15 protein-coding genes are annotated in these 16,498 nt (G+C 71.3%); 3 read left to right on the top strand and 12 right to left on the bottom strand.

The window, feature by feature from the left end; genetic code table 11:
• Positions 1-100: 100 nt before the first annotated feature.
• The 7 genes from MFF30_RS10165 to MFF30_RS10135 form a co-directional block, all read right to left on the bottom strand.
• Complete coding sequence (locus tag MFF30_RS10165) at positions 101-1,084, bottom strand: CYTH domain-containing protein (protein WP_238279231.1); 984 nt, start codon at positions 1,082-1,084, stop codon at positions 101-103.
• A gap of 329 nt (positions 1,085-1,413) precedes the next feature.
• Positions 1,414-1,824, bottom strand: coding sequence for a peptide-methionine (R)-S-oxide reductase MsrB (msrB, locus tag MFF30_RS10160; RefSeq protein ID WP_238279230.1), 411 nt, complete (start codon positions 1,822-1,824; stop codon positions 1,414-1,416).
• 80 nt (positions 1,825-1,904) lie between these two features.
• Entirely contained in the window at positions 1,905-3,062 is a 1,158-nt protein-coding gene (locus MFF30_RS10155) for a YihY/virulence factor BrkB family protein (protein WP_238279229.1), read from the bottom strand.
• Positions 3,063-3,190: 128 nt separating this feature from the next.
• Complete coding sequence (locus tag MFF30_RS10150) at positions 3,191-4,138, bottom strand: alpha/beta hydrolase (protein WP_238279228.1); 948 nt, start codon at positions 4,136-4,138, stop codon at positions 3,191-3,193.
• A 1-nt stretch (position 4,139) separates the two neighbouring features.
• A complete protein-coding gene (locus MFF30_RS10145; protein ID WP_238279227.1) occupies positions 4,140-5,675 on the bottom strand; it encodes a malonate--CoA ligase in 1,536 nt (511 codons plus the stop codon).
• Between the two features lie 115 nt (positions 5,676-5,790).
• Positions 5,791-7,197, bottom strand: coding sequence for a malonyl-CoA decarboxylase (locus MFF30_RS10140; RefSeq protein ID WP_238279226.1), 1,407 nt, complete (start codon positions 7,195-7,197; stop codon positions 5,791-5,793).
• A 156-nt stretch (positions 7,198-7,353) separates the two neighbouring features.
• On the bottom strand, positions 7,354-7,551 hold the full coding sequence (locus MFF30_RS10135) for a hypothetical protein (protein WP_238279225.1): 198 nt from the start codon (positions 7,549-7,551) through the stop codon (positions 7,354-7,356).
• A gap of 493 nt (positions 7,552-8,044) precedes the next feature.
• On the opposite strand from MFF30_RS10135, the gene MFF30_RS10130 reads away from it, so the two are divergent.
• Positions 8,045-9,235, top strand: a complete 1,191-nt coding sequence (locus MFF30_RS10130) for an MFS transporter (protein ID WP_238279224.1) — start codon at positions 8,045-8,047, stop codon at positions 9,233-9,235.
• 6 nt (positions 9,236-9,241) lie between these two features.
• Here MFF30_RS10130 and cobD read toward each other — a convergent pair whose 3' ends face one another.
• On the bottom strand, positions 9,242-10,252 hold the full coding sequence (gene cobD, locus MFF30_RS10125; protein WP_238279223.1) for a threonine-phosphate decarboxylase CobD: 1,011 nt from the start codon (positions 10,250-10,252) through the stop codon (positions 9,242-9,244).
• Positions 10,253-10,264: 12 nt separating this feature from the next.
• Between cobD and cbiB the strand changes: the two genes are divergently transcribed.
• Together cbiB and MFF30_RS10115 are read left to right on the top strand one after the other, a co-directional pair.
• Positions 10,265-11,266: an adenosylcobinamide-phosphate synthase CbiB gene (cbiB, locus tag MFF30_RS10120; RefSeq protein ID WP_238279222.1), complete on the top strand. Its 1,002-nt coding sequence runs from the start codon at positions 10,265-10,267 to the stop codon at positions 11,264-11,266.
• Positions 11,267-11,274: 8 nt separating this feature from the next.
• Complete coding sequence (locus MFF30_RS10115) at positions 11,275-12,381, top strand: DUF3616 domain-containing protein (RefSeq protein WP_238279221.1); 1,107 nt, start codon at positions 11,275-11,277, stop codon at positions 12,379-12,381.
• 1 nt (position 12,382) lies between these two features.
• On the opposite strand, the gene MFF30_RS10110 is transcribed toward MFF30_RS10115, so the two are convergent.
• The 4 genes from MFF30_RS10110 to cobO form a co-directional block, all read right to left on the bottom strand.
• The gene (locus tag MFF30_RS10110) at positions 12,383-13,726 is read right to left on the bottom strand and encodes an MFS transporter (RefSeq protein ID WP_238279220.1); all 1,344 of its coding nucleotides are present in this window, start codon (positions 13,724-13,726) and stop codon (positions 12,383-12,385) included.
• 66 nt (positions 13,727-13,792) lie between these two features.
• Entirely contained in the window at positions 13,793-15,247 is a 1,455-nt protein-coding gene (locus tag MFF30_RS10105; protein WP_238279219.1) for a cobyric acid synthase, read from the bottom strand.
• Positions 15,244-15,960: a hypothetical protein gene (locus MFF30_RS10100; RefSeq protein WP_238279218.1), complete on the bottom strand. Its 717-nt coding sequence runs from the start codon at positions 15,958-15,960 to the stop codon at positions 15,244-15,246. Before MFF30_RS10100 ends, MFF30_RS10105 begins: the two co-directional genes overlap by 4 nt.
• The coding region (gene cobO, locus MFF30_RS10095; RefSeq protein WP_238279217.1) for a cob(I)yrinic acid a,c-diamide adenosyltransferase at positions 15,960-16,498 on the bottom strand (539 nt) is incomplete at its 5' end. The genes cobO and MFF30_RS10100, both read right to left, overlap by 1 nt.

Raw genomic sequence — 16,498 nt, 5'->3', positions numbered from 1 at the left:
TCGAGCCTGAAGGCGATTTGCGCCCTCCCGCGCACCGCGCGATGCACAGGTATCGAATGCGACCCGAGCCAACGCCGCAGCGCCGGTCGGGCCTGTGGACTCAGGTCTGCTGGGTGCGGCGGGGACGAACGGTCCAGCGCTCGAACTCGGCGGCGATATCGTCCTCGCCCCGGGTCGTACCGTGAGGCTGGGGATTGCCCAGCGCCTGCGACAGGCTCTCGATGACGTCGTCGATCCGCGAGTCGATGTTCTGCGGGGACTCGTGCGCCGGTTCAGGCGCAGGCGCAGGCTCGTGAGGGGCCTCGGGCTGCGCCTCCGCCACCGAAGCGGCCTCGACATGGGCCGGCTCCTCGTGCGGCGCTTCCACGTGAGCCGGCTCGGCATGGGTCGGCTCCACGGGTGCCGGCTCGCTGAAGGCGGGCTCCTCGGCGGCCGAGACCGCCCCGGCAGCCGCCACCGGGGCGGCGACGGTGGCGCCGCCAGCCACGCGGCGCAGGGCCTTCATCATACCGTCGCCGTCGCCGGTGCGCGCCGATCCGCCGAAGCGGCCGAAGCCGAAGCGCGGCTCCACGAGATCGAGGACCGCATCAAGGGCGGCGTTGCTGAGGGCGATCTCCCCGGGCTGCGGCGGGCCCTGCAGGGCGATGGCGTGGCGATCGTAGGCGGCATCCCCGGAGACCTCGGGGCCGAACCAAGCGGGCACCGCGAAGCCACCGGCCTCGTCCGGCCCGTCGAAGGAGACGCTGAGGAGATCGAGTTCGCCGGGCACGCTATAGCGGTCGACCAGCGCTTCCCGGCCGCCGCCGAGGGCGATGCCGGTGCGGTCATAGGCGGCCTTGCCCGAGCAGACGTCCATGAGCGCGTCGCCATGGGCGCGCGGCACATCGGTCCGCTCTTCGCTCGTGGTGCCGTCCGGGGCCGAGGTGACGAGGACGAGATGGCAGGTCTGGCCGTCGACCCGCACATAGGAGACGCGCCCGGCCTGGGGCGCGAAGTAGCCTTCGCTGATCCGAGCAGCGCCGCGCTCCTTCCGGATGAGGCGGACCAGGGCGGGGGCCACGAGAAAGCGGCGTACGAGGCTCATCGGCAAACTCCGCGGAAGCGGCCGGCCCGGGGGCGGAGGTCCGGGCTGGCGCTGGCGTCGGGCCCGCCGGCTTCCCTGAAGCGCGGCGGGCCGTCCGGGTCAAGATGGCATCAGGGTCCGGACGAGGCAGGCCGCGCCGCGAAACCATGACATGGGATATATCTTTGGATCATCCCCGGGTTGTGGGACGAACCGGACAATATTTCTCCCTTCCGGACTAAGCAAAACGACGGCGAAATCAAGACCTTCGCGGCCGGACCACCTCGCCCGTCCCCACCCGTCACCGTTGTCCGCGGGGTTCCGTGAGCCCCTGCAGTCGTTCCGGCCGGTCAGCCCTGCGGCTCGAAGCGCAGGGAAATGCCGTTCATGCAGTAGCGCAGGCCGGTCGGCGCCGGACCGTCGTCGAAGACGTGCCCGAGGTGGCCCTTGCATCGGGCGCAATGGACTTCCGTGCGGGTCATCCAGTGGCTGCGGTCGACCGTCGTCTCCACGGCTCCGTCGATCGGGTCGAAGAAGCTCGGCCATCCGGTGCCGGATTCGAACTTAGTGCCGGTGGCGAAGAGCGGCGCGTCACAACCGGCGCAGTGGAAGGTTCCGGGTCGCTTCTCGGCGTTCAGGCAGCTGGTACCGGCCCGTTCGGTGCCGTGTTCGCGCAGAACCCGGTACTGCTCGGGCGTCAGGATGGCGCGCCACTCGGCCTCGGTGCGGGCCTCGATCGTGTCGGTGGGGGCTGTGCTCATGGGCTCTGCTCGCAAGGGTGGAAGGGTCGGGAACGTGTCTTCCAAATAGGCATCCACCCGCCGAAAGGGGAGCCCGCCCCTTAGGCCGTCGCCCCGAGGGTATCGGCCATGCGGGCGCGGCGCGCGCCCATGGGCATCTCGGGCCCGGTCGTGGTGTCCCGGGCGGTCTGATGCTCCATCTCGGCGTTAATCTCACCGCCGAGCAGAACGATCGTTGTGGAGATCCAGATCCAGGTCATGAATCCGATAGCTGCTCCCAGCGAGCCGTAGGTCTCGTTGTAGTTCCCGAAGCTGGAGACGTACCAGGAGAACAGGATCGAGGCCGCGAGCCAGAGTAGGCCCGCCACCGCGCCGCCGACGCCGACCCAGCGCCAACGCGGACGCTCGCGGCTCGGACCGTAGCGATAGAGCAGCGACAGCCCTCCGAGCAGGACGACGAGGAGGGCCGGCCAGCGCAGCAGGGCGACGAGCCAGGCGGTGTCGCTCAGGCCCACGAACTTGAACACCACCGGCAGCACCACGATGCCGGTGAGCGCCAGAATGGTGAAGACGAGCGCCCCGATGGTAAAGGTGAGCGAGCGCAGGTTCAGCATGATGAAGGAGCGCTTCTCCTCCTCCTCGTAGACCACGTTCAGGGCATCGAACATCGCCTTCATGGCGGCATTGGCACTCCACAGGGAGAGCAGCAGGCTGGTGAAGAAGGTCAGGCCGAGGGTGCCGTTGCCCTTGGCGGCGATGCGCTTGACCTGGTCGCCGATGATCTCGATGGCGCCCGACGGCAGCACACCCCGCATGCTGGCCAGATGCTCGTTGATGGAATTCACGTCGGCCACGAGGCCGTAGCAGGAGACGAGAGCGGCGATGGCGGGAAACAGCGAGAGCAGCGAGTAGAAAGTCACGCCCGCCGCCACCGACAGCACGCGGTCCTGATTGAACTCGAGGTAGACCCGGTAGAGGATATCCTTCCAGCCCGCCGCCGTGATGTCGGTGGGCGAGTGCGCGGCCCGGCCACGGGCGATCTGCGTCGCGGCGAGATAGGCGGCCGCCCCCCCCGTATGGGAGCGGGCACCGCCCGCGCCGGCCGCCGTCTCACAGTCCGACGCGGCGGACACGGGCCGGGAGCCACGCTTCGGCGCCGCCGCAAGGGCGATCAGGGCGGTTCCGAGGAGAAGTGTCCAGAGAACCGAGTGGGCGGCATCGCCGGTGGGCGCAGAAGGCGGGCGTGGAGAAGAAGACATCGATGGACCGGACCGCGCGCCGATGCGGCGCGATGCCTCAACGTGATCCAGGCTTGGCCGTTCCGCACCTTCGACACGCCATCGGCGTCCCTACGCTTCCCCGCCGGTCGTGCCGCTTCCGGGCCGGCCTAATCCGCTGAAATCATTCCCCTGCCCCGCAGCCAGACCGCGTACCAGTCCGGCCACGCCGCACTCGGCGTACCGGGGCGGCCCATGCCGAAGCCGTGGCCGCCTGAGGCGAGCACGTGGGTCTCGACCGGCACGCCCGCGTGGCGGCAGGCCTGCGCCATGAGGCGCGTGTTGACGGGGTTGGAGATCGGATCGTCCTCGGCCTGCACGAGGAAGGTCGGTGGACAGCCACCTCGCACGTGGGTCTCGACCGACCAGGCGGCGGACAGGTCCGGGTCGGGGCGGGCGCCGACCAGCATGCGCCGGGTCATGGTGTGATCGTAGGGTGGTTCCAGGGTGATCACGGGGTAGATCAGAGCCGCATCGTCGGGCCGCGCCGAAAGCCCGTCGGCGGCATCGACAGCGCGATAGGAGGCGAAGGCGGAACGGGTCGCGGCGAGCCCGAGCAGGTGCGCGCCCGCCGAGAAGCCGAGGACACCGACCCGCGCGGGATCGATCCGGTGCAAATGCGCCCGCGCGCGGATCAGCCTCAGGGCGCGCTGCGCGTCCTGCAGTGGTGCGCGGCGACCGTCACCCCAGCCCTCCCCCGGCAGCCGATAGGCCAGCACGAACGCCGTGATGCCGCGCGCGGCGAGCCAGCGCGCGGCCGGGCGCGCCTCGCTCTCCATTTGGATACGCCGGTATCCGCCGCCGCCCGCGACCAGCATCGCGGCGCCGTTCGGAACGTCGGGGGTGAAGACTTCCAGCCCCGGCACGGCGATGTTGCTCGCCGCCCCCTTCTCGCTCACGGCCTCGGGGCCGGCGGGACCGCCGCCACCCGGCGGCGTGCCGGGCCAGAGCGGGAGGCGAGACTCGGCCGCGATGGCTCCGAGCGGCTCCGCCAGTCCGGCGGAGCTTAACGCCAAACCGGCGCCGGCCGCGCGGAGCAGGGCGCGGCGATCGATCACGTCACCGCGCCGGATCGGCCGGCCGGTAGAGCCCCGCATGGGACTCGCGCAGGAGGTTCTTCTGCACCTTGCCCATTGTGTTGCGCGGCAGCTCGTCGACGAAGAGCACGCGCTTGGGACATTTGTAGCGGGCCAGACGCCCCTCGAGGGTGCGCAAGATGGTGGCCTCGTCCGGCACGTCCGCGCGGCCGACGACCACCGCCGTGACGCCCTCGCCGAAATCCGCGTGAGGCAGGCCGATCACCGCCGATTCGACGACGCCCGGCAGGGCGTCGATCTCGTTCTCGATCTCCTTCGGATAGACGTTGTAGCCACCCGTGATGATGAGATCCTTGCCGCGTCCGACGATGTGCACGTAGCCGTCCGGATCGATCTTGCCGAGGTCGCCGGTGACGAAGAACCCGTCCGCCTTGAACTCGGCCGCCGTCTTCTCCGGCATGCGCCAGTAGCCCTGGAAGACGTTGGGGCCCTTCACCTCGATCATGCCGACGGCATCGGTGGGGAGCGCCGCGCCGGTTTCCGGGTCGACCACCCGCACGGCGACCCCCGGCAAGGCCGGGCCGACCGTGCCGGCCACGCGCGCCCCCGCATAGGGGTTCGAGGTGTTCATGTTCGTCTCGGTCATGCCGTAGCGCTCGAGGATGGCGTGGCCGGTACGGGCCTCCCAGTCGCGGTGCGTCTCGGCCAGCAGGGGCGCCGACCCCGAGACGAACAGCCGGATGCCGGCGGTGACCTCCGGCGTCAGTCCGGCCTCCTTCAGGAGACGGGTGTAGAAGGTCGGAACCCCCATCATCGCCGTGGCGCGCGGCAGCAGGGCAAGCACCCCGGTCGGGTCGAAGCGTCCGAGGAACAGCATGCTGGCGCCGGCCGCCAGGACCGTATTGGTGGCCACGAACAGGCCATGGGTGTGGAACACCGGCAGGGCGTGAAGCAGCACGTCCTCCGCGGTAAAGCGCCAAGCCTCCGCCAGGGTACGGGCGTTCGAGGCCAGGTTCTCGTGGCTCAGCATGGCGCCCTTCGAACGCCCGGTGGTGCCCGAGGTGTAGAGGATGGCGGCCAGATCGTCCGGGCCGCGAGCCACGTCGCTGAAGGCCTCGGTCTCGGCATCGGCGGCCTCCGCCAGGGTGCCGTGCCCCTTCGCGTCCAGGGTATGCAGCACCGGCATGCCCGCATCCCGTGCCACCGGCGCGAGGGCCTCGCGTCGCGCCGGATCGCAGACGAACACGGCCGGCTCGGCGTCGCCGAGGAAATAAGCGATCTCGGTGGGGGTGTAGGCGGTGTTGAGGGGCAGGAACACCGCCCCGGCCCGCACGGAGCCGAGATACAGGAACAGGAATTCCGGGCTCTTCTCGGCCTGCACCGCCACCCGGTCCCCCGGTTTCACCCCCGCCGCCGTCAGGCAGGCCGCGTAGGCGCCCGAGCGCACGATGAGGTCGGCATAGGAATAGCGCGCGCCCTCGCCCGTCTCGAGGAACACCTTGGCGGCGGGGTCCGCCGGGAGGCTGGCGCGGACGAGGTCGAAGAGGTGATTGGACATGGTCGGGATCGATACGCTCTGAAACGTCAAAATCGCAAACGCCGAAATCGCGAAGATCTGAGCCGCAGGCGTCGCGGCCCCGAACGTCGGGGTGGGGTGATGGCGGCCGCCGGGGTCAGGCCTCGGCGAGCGCCACCGCCCGCATCGGCGGCAGGTTGGTGCGAAGTTCGCGGCTCACCGCGCTGGAGGCCGCCACGGTGCCGAGATTGGCATAGGTCTCGTGGTTCTTCTCGATGGCCGACAGGTCGTAGAGGTAGTTGACCATCAGCCCGCGCGACTGGCTGAGCCCCTTATCCGAGACGTCGCCGAGGAAGTTCAGGCGCTCCAGCCGGGCGCCGTTGCCGAGATGGAAGCGGGCCACCGGGTCGAGGGGGCGCCCGCGCTCGTTCTTGGCGCGCAGGAAGTAGGCCGCCGCCGCAGGGATCATCGCCTTGCGCACGGCCTCGCACTTCGTCCTGTCGTTCTGCCAGTCCGGCTCGTCGATGAGGCGCAGGGCCTCGACGTCCTCGCGGGTCAGGCCCTGCGGCGCGTCCGAGCGGCGCTCGCGGTCGAGCCAAGCCGAGAAGCCGGGCACCGGCGAGAGGGTGACGAAGGTCTTCAGGCTCGGGATTTCCCGGGCGAGGTCCTCGACCACCTGCTTGATCAGGAAGTTGCCGAACGTGACCCCGGCCAGACCCTTCTGGCAATTCGAGATCGAGTAGAAGATCGCCGTGGTGGCGGCCTTCAGGGGCAGGAGATCGCGCTCGTGCGCCAGGATCGGCGCGATGGCGGGACTGATGCCGGCGGTGAGCGCCACCTCGACGAAGATCAGGGGCTCGTCCACCAGGGCGGGATGGAAGAAGGCGAAGCAGCGCCGGTCGGGCGGCTCGATGCGCCGGCGCAGATCGTCCCAGCCCGTGATCGCGTGGACCGCTTCGTAGCGGATGATTTTTTCCAGGATGTGGGCGGGCGTCGTCCAGTCGATGTGGCGCAGGACCAGGAAGCCCCGGTTGAACCACGAGGCGAACAGGTGCTCGAAATCGCTGTCGAGACTGTCGGCGGCATCGACGAGATCTGGGTCGGCCTCCTCGCGCCGAAGTTCGCGGCGCAGGCCGAACAGGTCCTCGCGCATCCGCACCAGGGCGCGGGTGCCGTCCCGGGCCAGGTTCAGGCGGCGGATGAGTTCCTGGCTGCGGGGCTCGGCCGCATCGTGAAGAGCGCCGAGGGCGGCACGGGTCGGATCGGCGCGATACGCGGCGATCGCCGCGTCAACGGCGGCATGGTCGGCCGTGAATTCGGTGGCGACCTGGCGCAGGAAGGCGACGCGCTCGCGGGCCGACAAGGTGGCGTAGCGCTCCAGGATCAGCCGCGCCAGGGCGACGCCGGAGGCCTCGCCCTTCCGCGAGATCAGATCCTCACAGAGCTTGACGAGTTCCGGGGCGTTGGCGCGGGCCGCAAGGTCGCCTCGCCCAATGCCGATGAGATCCCGGCCCCGGTCGCTGATCGTTTGGAGCAGATCGCCGAAGAAAGAGATCGCCGCCATGTCACGCCGCCTGACCCTTCGCTCACGCCCATCATGGGCGAGCCGATGCCCCGCGTGCGACGGATGCCCGGCCCGGCGGTTACTTTAGGACGGCTCCCGCCCCAGGACCAGTGACCGTGGCCGTAAAGTCCCCCCGGCAAGCGCCGGAGGAGCGCTTCAGGCGCCGGAGGCGGGGGCGATTTCGGCCCGGTCGGCCCGCTCCCGCCAATCCTCGACGCCGTGCTGGCGGGCAAAGCGCAGTTCCGCCGCGCGGAGCGCCCGCATGGGGTCGCGCGCCCGAGTGATCTCCACCGAACCGACGGTGAAGGGGACCCCGAGGATCTGCTTGGCAAAGTTGACGCGGTACGTCGCCATCTGAAACTCCCTGGTCGATGAGGCGATGTCGCCGAGGCAGCCATCCCGGCTCCACGAATGCGACGACTCACCGACTCGAACACTGATCAGAACGCAAGATGCGACAAACGCCAAGTGCACCGGGCATCGAGAGCCGGACCCGCATCAGTCGCCGATAACAAACTGTATATGGGGAGCTTGGAATCCTGCGCGAAGTGCTCCGCGACGACATGGCCGCTCGGACTGACCGAAGACTAAGCCGAGCGCTGCGACAGACAAGGCTTAGATGAGACGCGCCGCCCGCGCCGAATCGCATCCGCCACGGCACCAGCGACAGGGTCGACGCTGGTTGCCGAAGCCGGCGCGCGGGCTTAACCGGGCGGCGGACGCCGTTGCATCTTCCCATCGTCTCCCGGTGCCGGCACCGACGACGTGCGAGTTCGCTCCCAATGAACGCTGAATCCTGTCCGATGCCCGGGAATCCGGTGCGAACCGGCCCGCGGGTCGACCGCGCATGAGTGGGACCGGAAACGGCACCGATGCCGGTGCGCATGGCTTCACCACCCGGGCGCGATTCGGGCTGACCCTGATCGCGGGCGGCGCGGTCGCCAATATCTACTACAACCAGCCCCTGCTTGCGCTCTTGGTGGCCGAGTTCGGCCAGCGCGCGGCGCTCTGGGTGCCGACGGCATCCCTGGTCGGCTACGGCCTCGGCATCCTCGGCCTCGTACCCCTCGGCGACAGCCTCTCGCGGCGCACGCTGATCATCGGGCAGACCCTAGGCCTTGCCGTGGCGCTCCTCGCGGCCGCCCTCAGCCCGAACCTCGCGGCCCTCGCGCTGGCGAGCCTCGTCATCGGGTTCCTGGCCTCGGCGGCGCAACAGGCGGTCCCCTTCGCGGCCGAGCTCGCACCGGATGCGAGCCGCGGCCGGGTGGTGGGCCAGGTCATGACCGGGCTCCTCACCGGCATCCTGCTTGCGCGCACGGCCAGCGGTTTCGTCGGCGCGCATTTCGGCTGGCGCGCGGTCTTCTTCGCCGCCGCCGGCGTTGCGGTGCTGATGGCGGGCATCGCCGCAGCCACCCTCCCCCGCCCAATTCAGACTCGACCCTTGCGCTACCGCGCCCTGATGGTGTCGATCCTTCACCTCGTGCGCTCGCAACCCGTCTTGCGCCGCTCCAGCCTGTCGCAGGGCCTGCTGTTCGCCAGCTTCAACGCTTTCTGGACCACCCTCGCCCTCCTGGTGGAAGCGCCCCCCTTCGACCTCAGCGCCGCCGGCGCCGGCCTGTTCGGCGTGATCGGCGTCGCGGGCGCCCTGGTGGCGCCCCTCTCGGGGCGCTTCACCGACCGGCACGGCGCCCGCCCGATGGTGGTGATCGGCGCGCTGTTCGTGGTGGCGGCCTTCGCGGTGCTGTGGGCGGGCGGCACGTGGTCCCTGGTCGCGGTGGGCCTCGGCGTCCTCCTGATCGACATCGGCCTCAACGCCGCGCTGATCGCCAACCAGACCCGGGTCTACGCACTGGTGCCGAGCGCGCGGGGTCGGATCAACACCGTGCTGTTCACGGTGATGTTCGTATTCGGAGCGCTCGGAGCCTTCGCGGGCTCACAGGCCTTCCTCATGGCGGGCTGGTCCGGGGTCTGCGCCGTCGGCATCCTGCTGGCCAGCGCGGGCTTCCTCGTCAACGTGCTGGAGCCGAAGGGCGGCTGACGCCCCTCACCGCAGGATGCGCGACAGCCGGCACCAGGCTGCCTTGTCCGGCGGCAGGCCGAAGCGCAGGCGCGCGGGCGCCTCGGAAAAGCGCCGGACATAGATTCCGGCCGCGCCGAGACGGTCGAAGAGGCCGGCCGCGTCGGGGAAGTCGGCGGTACGGAACAGGCAGGTCCCGCCGATCGGCGTGCCGCCGGCCCGCAGGATCATGCGGTCGAGGCGCGCGGCATCCGCCGCCCGGGCGACGGCGGCCTCCAGGCGCCAGGCCGCGTCGGACAGGGCGGCGCGCCCGATGGCCAGCGCCGGGCCCGACACCGCCCAGGGCCCGAGCGCCTCGGCGAGGGCGACGGCGAGGGCCGGCTCGCAGAGGGCGAAGCCGAGCCGGATACCGGCGAGCCCGTAGGTCTTGCCGAAGGAGCGCAGGACCAGGAGGCCCGGGCCGAGGGAGGGCCCCAGTGTCTCGACCGGCTCCAGGTCGGCGAAGGCCTCGTCGACGATGAGGAGGCCGCCACGGCCCGCGAGTTCGTCAGCGTGCGCCCGCAGCCCGCCGGCCTCCCAGGTCCGTCCGTCCGGATTGTTCGGGTTGACGACGACGACCACGTCGGCATCGCGTGTGGCCTCGAGCCCCGGCACGGTCGCGACGGCATGACCGGCCCGGCCCCAGGCGGCGGCGTGTTCGGCATAGGTCGGCCCCACCACGGCGACGCGAGCGCAAGCCACCAGGCGCGGCAGGGTCTCGATCAGGATCTGGGTTCCGGGCGCGGCGACGATCCGCTCCGGATCGGCCACCCCGTAGGCGCGCGCGGCGGCCGCGCGCAGGGCGCCGAGGTCGGCGGTCGAGGGCAGGCGGTGGAAGGCGCTGGCCTCCAGCGCCGGACACGGATAGGGCACCGGATTGATCCCCGTGGAGAGGTCGATCCAGGGATCGGGCGCTTGCGGGAAGAGGCGCCGGGCGGCATCGAGGTCGCCGCCATGGGCGATCCTGTCCCCTGCTCCCGCCCCCGGGCCGCGCGCCATCACCGAGACCGCATGTCCTGGACCGCCCTCACACATCCGCCCGATACGCTCATCGTCCTGGTGCTCGCCCTCGCCATCGAGGCGGCGGCCGGCTATCCGGACCGGCTCTACAGGGCGCTCGGGCATCCTGTCACCTGGATCGGCGCCTTGATCGGTGCCCTCGACCGACACTGGAACCGGGGCGGACCCGCCCGCCGCCGGCTCGCTGGCGTGACCGGCCTCATCGTGCTCCTCGCCATCGTCGGCGGCCTCGCCCTCGCCCTGACCGCGCTCGCCGGGGCCGCCGGTCTCCTGCCCGCGCTTCTCGTCCTAGCTCTGTTGGCGGCGAGCCTGCCGGCGCAGCGCAGCCTCTACACCCATGTCGCCCGCGTGGCCGTCGATCTCCGGCGCGACGGGCTCGCGGGCGGACGCCTCGCCGTGTCGATGATCGTCGGGCGCGATCCCGAGAGCCTCGACGAGGCCGGCATCTGCCGGGCCGCCATCGAGAGCCTCTCCGAGAACTTCTCCGACGGCATCGTGGCACCGGCCTTCTGGATGGGGGTCGGTGGCCTGCCCGGCGGCGCGCTCTACAAAGCGATCAACACTGCCGACAGCATGATCGGCCACCGTACTCCGCGCCACGAGGCCTATGGCTGGGCCGCCGCCCGCCTCGACGATCTCGTGAACCTTCCGGCCTCACGGCTGACCGCCCTGCTCCTCATCGCGGCCGCCGCCATCCATCCCGGCGCCTCGCCCGGCAACGCGTGGCGGGCGGTCCGGCGGGACGCGGGCCGCCACCGCTCGCCGAATGCCGGATGGCCGGAGGCCGCCATGGCCGGCGCGCTGGGGCTGCGCCTCGCCGGCCCCCGCACCTACGGCGCCACCCGGGTGGAGGACGGCTGGATGGGCGACGGGCGCGCCGAGGCGACGCCAGCCGACGTGGAACGGGCGCTTGCGCTCTACCGCACGGCGTGCGGATTCCTGTTCGGCCTCGCCCTCCTGATCCTCGTTCTCCTCAAGGTTGCAGTCCCATGATCCGGTCGATGACGACGCGCCCCGGGCGGCGCACCGCCCTGGCGCTGGCCGCCCTCGGCATCGCCCTCTCGACGCCCGGCCTCGCGGCGGAGACCGCGCCCACACCCTTTACGGTGACCCGGGACTTCGAGGGCGAGACGACGGGCGACAGGGCCTACGACCTCAGCGGCATGGCCTGCCGGCCGGCCGAGGCGGACGGCACCCGCCTCTGCGTCGTGGTCAACGACGAGAACCGGGGCGCGCAGTTCGCCCGCCTCGGCGCGACCACGCTGACGCCGGGCGCTACCGCCTACGACCTCGGCACGGCGCCGGCGCCCGACATTCGCGGCACGCCGCCCGCGCAGTCCCGATGCAGCGGCGGCCCGGGAAAGTTCAACCAGCTCGACGGCGAGGCCGTCGCCTATGCCGAGCCCTACTTCTACGTCACCGGGTCGCACGGCTGCACCCGGGGCAAGCGCAAGTACAAGCTGTCGTCGATGATCCTCACGCGGCTGCGCCCGAACGCCGGCGGCACCGCCGCCGTGGAAACGGTGAGCACCTACCGCCTGTTCGACGCCCTGATGGCCGCCGGCCCGGTGCGCGACTTCGTGCTGCGCGATCTGGAGTTCGACTGGAACGACCGGCCGCCGGAGGGCACACCGCAGCCGAACGGGCTGAACATCGAGGGCCTCGCCGTGGTGGGCGGGCGGCTCTATGCGGGCCTGCGGGCGCCGAGCCTCGACGGCAGGGCCTTCCTCGTCTCCGTGCCCGTCGAGGCGCTGTTCGCGGAGGGGAACGCCACTCTGACGGCCGACGTGACCACGATTCCCCTGGCGGCCGGACCGGATGCGGGCATCCGCGACCTGACGATCCTGCCCGACGGACGGATGCTGGTGCTCACGGGCTCGTCCCGCAACGGCCTTCCCGTGCCCTACCGGCTGTACCTCGCCGAACTACCCACCGGAACCCTGACCCCGGTCGCGACCATCGCCCCCGTGCGGGGCGAGAACGAGGCGGGCAAGCGCATCGACGGCAAGGCCGAGGCCGTGGTTCCGCTCGGGCCGGGCCGGGTCCTCGTCCTGTTCGACAGCCTGCTGAACGGGGCGCCGCACGCCTACGCGGTGCCGCTCCCGTAGCCTACGCCACCCGGAGGCCGGCGCCCGCATCCGCCGCGACCCGGCGCGCGGCGTCGCGGCGCAGGGCCGAGAGCACCCAGAACATCAGGCTCGCGCCGAGGCCGAGGCAGGCCGCCAGGAAGTACATCGGCGCGAGGTTGCTGCCGGTCTGGTCGCGGATGAACGGCACGGCATTCTGCGCGATGAAGCCGCCGAGATTGCCCACGGAGTTAATCGCCGCGATGCCGGCGGCGGCACTCGCACCCTTAAGGAAGGTCGCCGGCAGGGACCAGAACACCGGCTGGGCCGAGAAGACGCCGGCCGCCGCCACGCACAGGCAGGCGAATTTCAGCACCGATCCCGGCACCACCACGCTGAGCACCAGGGCGAGTGCCGCGACGAGGCCCGGCACCACCACGTGCCAGACCTGATCGCCCGTCCGCGCGGCGCGACGGGGCACCCACCACAGGGCGAGCGCGGTGATCAGCCACGGGATGATGTTGATGAAGCCGTTGAGGGTGTTCGAGACCGCGAAGCTGCGCACCACCGTGGGCAGCCAGTAACTCAGGCCGTAGGCGGCCAGCGGGAAGGCGATGTAGACGGAGGCGAGCATCCAGACCCGCCGGTCGAGGAGGGCCGCGAAGGGGTTGCCGTGCTCGACCTTCCCCCCAGACTCGCGCTCGGCCGCGAGGGTGCGGCTCAGCCAGTCCCGCCCCTCCGGCTTCAGCCAGGGCGCCTGGTCCGGCCCGTCGGGCAGGATGCGCAGGACGATGACCGCCAGCGCAAGGGCGGGAAGGCCGGTGGCTACGAACACCCATTGCCAGCCCTTGAGGCCGAGGGTGCCGTCGAGGTCGAGGAGCGCGCCGCCGATGGCCGCGCCGACCGCGTTGGCGAGCGCGCTCGCGATCATGAACCAGCCGATCATCCGCGCCCGGTGCGATTGCGGGAACCACAGGGTCAGGGCGAACAGGACACCGGGGAAGAACCCCGCCTCCGCCACCCCGAGGAGGAAGCGCAAGGCGTAGAACATCGTCGTATTCTGGGTGAACCCGAGCAGGATGGTGATCAGCCCCCAGGTGAGCATGATCCGGGCAAACCAGCGCCGGGCGCCAACCCGCTCCAGGATCACGTTGCTCGGCACCTCGAACAGGAAATAGCCGAGGAAGAACAGCGATGCCCCGAGCCCGTAGACGCTCTCGCTGAGGCCGAGATCGCCCACCATCGGCAGCTTGGCGTAGGAGATGTTCTGCCGATCGATATAGGCGATCAGGTACATCAGACCGAGGAGCGGCATCAGCCGCAGCGTCACGGTACGGATCGTCGCCTCGGCGACGCGCGCATCCACCTGGGGAGGGGCTGGGCTCATCGGGTGCTTCCTCATGGCGCCCGTTCGGTGCGGGCGTTCCGGAGGCGAGCCTAATCCGTTCGCCCGCTACAACGCCAGGGCGAGCAGCGCGTCGCAGGCGACATGCGCTTCGAGATGATCGGCCAGCCGGTCCAGCACCGCCTCGATGCCAGCCTCGTAGGCCAGCCCGCTCGGCGCCGCCCCGAGACGGGCGAGCCAGGCCCCGCGCTGCCGGTCGTCGGCGAACAGGGCGTGCACGTAGGTGCCGGTGACCAGGCCATCGGCCGAGACCGCGCCGTCGAAGCGCCCGTCCGCGAGCCGGATCGCCGGCCGCACCGTATCCGGCCCGGTGGTGTCGCCCACATGCATCTCGTAGCCCGAGAACGGCACGCCGTCGGCCAAGCTGGTGCCGGTGACGGCGGCCAGATGCTTCACCGGCGTCATCACGGTCTCGATGTCGAGGAGCCCGAGGCCCGGCACTGAGCGGGGCGCGCCCTCGATGCCGTGCGGGTCGTCGATGCGCCGGCCGAGCATCTGGTAGCCGCCGCACAGGCCGAGCACCCGTCCGCCCCGCCGGACATGGGCGCGCAGGTCGATGTCCCAGCCCTCGGTGCGGAAGGCCTCGAGATCGTCGATGGTGGTCTTCGAGCCCGGCAGCAGCACGAGGTCGGCCACCGGGATCGGTTCGCCCGGGCGCACGAGCACCACCGCCACGTCGGGCTCGGCGCGTAGCGGGTCAAGGTCGTCGAAATTGGCGATGCGCGGCAGCACCGGCACGGCCACGACCTTGCGCCGGGCCGCGCCGGCGCCCGAGCCCGCGAGCCCGAGGGCGTCCTCCGCCGGCAGGCGCGCCGCGTCGGGAAAGTGTGGGATCAGGCCGAAGCTCGGCCAGCCGGTCGCCCGCGCGATCGTCGCCATGCCGTCGGCGAACAGGCTCGGGTCGCCGCGGAAGCGGTTGACGAGGAAGCCCCGGATCATCGCCGCATCGGCCGGATCGATCACCGCCTTCGTGCCGACGAGGCTGGCGATGACGCCGCCCCGGTCGATGTCGCCGAGCAGGATCACCGGCGTGTCCGTCGCGCGGGCGAACCCCATATTGGCGATGTCGCCGGCCCGCAGGTTGACCTCGGAGGCCGAGCCGGCGCCTTCCACCACCACGAGGTCGGCCTGCGCCTTCAGATACGAAAAGCTCTCCAGCACGGAGGCCAGGAGGCGCGGCTTCCAGGCCTGGTAGTCCCGCGCCTTGGCGGTGCCGACCATGCGGCCCTGGACCACGACCTGGCTCCCGGTCTCGCTCTGGGGCTTCAGCAGCACCGGGTTCATGTGCACGGAGGGCGCCACCCCGGCCGCCCGCGCCTGCAGCGCCTGGGCCCGGCCGATCTCGCCGCCATCGGCGGTGACGGCGGCGTTGTTCGACATGTTCTGCGGCTTGAAGGGCCGCACGGCGAGCCCCCGCCGCGCGAAGACCCGGCACAGGCCGGCGACGATCAGCGACTTGCCGACATCCGAGCCGGTGCCCTGGATCATGATGGCGCGGGTCATGGCTGCGGTTGCCCAGACGGAGCCGTGGCGCAGGCCGGATCGACGGGCCGCGCGGCGCGATGAAAGGCCAGGATGGCGGCTCCGTAGGTCTCGACCACCTCCGAGAACGGCACGCGCTCGGCCGTAAACAGCACGGCCCGGTGCCGGAACAGATGCTCGGGAATCGCGAGCGCGCCGCAAGCCCCCGGCGGGGGTGGCGCCTGCTCCCAGCCTTGCGGCAGCGGCTGCCACAGGCGTTCCGCACCGAGGGTCTGCCGCGTCGTGCCGAGGGCCTGGACCGCCCGGCCGAACGGCGTGTCGGTGGTCTCGAGCAGGCGGTTCATCTCCGGGGTCAGGCGTTCGGGCACGTACCAGTTGTCCGCCTCCGACAGGACGCGGTCGCCGCAGGCGAGCCGCACCCGACGGTAGCGGAGGACCGTGTCGGGGCCGGCATTCAAGCGCTTGCGGGTTTCCTCCGAGGCCGGCTTGTCCGCGCCGCGCTGCAGGTCCGCCGTGAGCCGGGACGAGGCGGCCATGCCGTGCTCGGCGCACCAGCCTTCGAGTGTCGCGGTCGCGGAGCGGCTGGCGAGCAGCCGGGCGTTCAGGCCCTCCACCACCGCCAGGGCCTCGACGCGGCCGAGATAGGTGGCGGGCCAGGAGGGGGCTGGATCGGCTCGGACGCCGTGCGTTCCCATCGCGGTGGACAGGGCGAGCGCGACGATGGCCGCCCGCATCAGAACTCGATCCCCACCTGCGCCTTCACCCCGGCGGCGAAGTGGTGCTTGACGGATGCCATCTCGGTGACGAGGTCGGCGGCCTCGATCAGGGCCGGCTTGGCGTTGCGGCCGGTGACGACGACGTGCAGGTCCGGTCGGCGCGCCCGGAAGGCCGCCACGACGGCGTCGAGGTCCAGGTAGTCGTAGCGCAGCGCGATGTTGAGCTCGTCCAGCACGACGAGGCGGATCGTCGGGTCGGCCATGAGGTCGAGGGCCTTGGCCCAGGCGTGCTCGGCGGCGGCGATGTCGCGGGCCTTGTCCTGGGTCTCCCAGGTGAAGCCCTCGCCGAGCGTATGCCAGTCGATCCGGTCGCCGAAGGTCTTGAGGGCGTGCTTCTCGCCCGTGTCCCAGGCGCCCTTGATGAACTGCACCACGCCGACGCGCCAGCCGTGGCCCAGCGCGCGCAGCATCAGCCCGAGGGCCGCCGTGGTCTTGCCCTTGCCCGGGCCGGTATTGACGATCGAGAAGGGGCTCCTCATCGTCAATACCGGCCCGG

Origin of the sequence: Methylobacterium goesingense (assembly GCF_022179225.1) — a bacterium.
GTDB classification, from domain to species: Bacteria; Pseudomonadota; Alphaproteobacteria; order Rhizobiales; family Beijerinckiaceae; genus Methylobacterium; species Methylobacterium goesingense.
The sequence above is the reverse complement of the archived record's forward strand: the minus strand, read 5'-3'. Positions and strand labels throughout refer to the sequence as shown.

What these genes read in the sequence shown, in the direction of transcription:
- MFF30_RS10145 (WP_238279227.1), bottom strand. Translation starts at nt 5,675, where the DNA reads ATGTCCAATCACCTCTTCGACCTCGTCCGCGCCAGCCTCCCGGCGGAC.
- MFF30_RS10110 (WP_238279220.1), bottom strand. Translation starts at nt 13,726, where the DNA reads ATGAGCCCAGCCCCTCCCCAGGTGGATGCGCGCGTCGCCGAGGCGACG.
- MFF30_RS10105 (WP_238279219.1), bottom strand. Translation starts at nt 15,247, where the DNA reads ATGACCCGCGCCATCATGATCCAGGGCACCGGCTCGGATGTCGGCAAG.
- MFF30_RS10130 (WP_238279224.1), top strand. Translation starts at nt 8,045, where the DNA reads ATGAGTGGGACCGGAAACGGCACCGATGCCGGTGCGCATGGCTTCACC.
- MFF30_RS10135 (WP_238279225.1), bottom strand. Translation starts at nt 7,551, where the DNA reads ATGGCGACGTACCGCGTCAACTTTGCCAAGCAGATCCTCGGGGTCCCC.
- cbiB (WP_238279222.1), top strand. Translation starts at nt 10,265, where the DNA reads ATGTCCTGGACCGCCCTCACACATCCGCCCGATACGCTCATCGTCCTG.
- MFF30_RS10100 (WP_238279218.1), bottom strand. Translation starts at nt 15,960, where the DNA reads ATGCGGGCGGCCATCGTCGCGCTCGCCCTGTCCACCGCGATGGGAACG.
- MFF30_RS10155 (WP_238279229.1), bottom strand. Translation starts at nt 3,062, where the DNA reads ATGTCTTCTTCTCCACGCCCGCCTTCTGCGCCCACCGGCGATGCCGCC.
- MFF30_RS10115 (WP_238279221.1), top strand. Translation starts at nt 11,275, where the DNA reads ATGACGACGCGCCCCGGGCGGCGCACCGCCCTGGCGCTGGCCGCCCTC.
- msrB (WP_238279230.1), bottom strand. Translation starts at nt 1,824, where the DNA reads ATGAGCACAGCCCCCACCGACACGATCGAGGCCCGCACCGAGGCCGAG.
- cobD (WP_238279223.1), bottom strand. Translation starts at nt 10,252, where the DNA reads ATGGCGCGCGGCCCGGGGGCGGGAGCAGGGGACAGGATCGCCCATGGC.
- MFF30_RS10165 (WP_238279231.1), bottom strand. Translation starts at nt 1,084, where the DNA reads ATGAGCCTCGTACGCCGCTTTCTCGTGGCCCCCGCCCTGGTCCGCCTC.
- MFF30_RS10140 (WP_238279226.1), bottom strand. Translation starts at nt 7,197, where the DNA reads ATGGCGGCGATCTCTTTCTTCGGCGATCTGCTCCAAACGATCAGCGAC.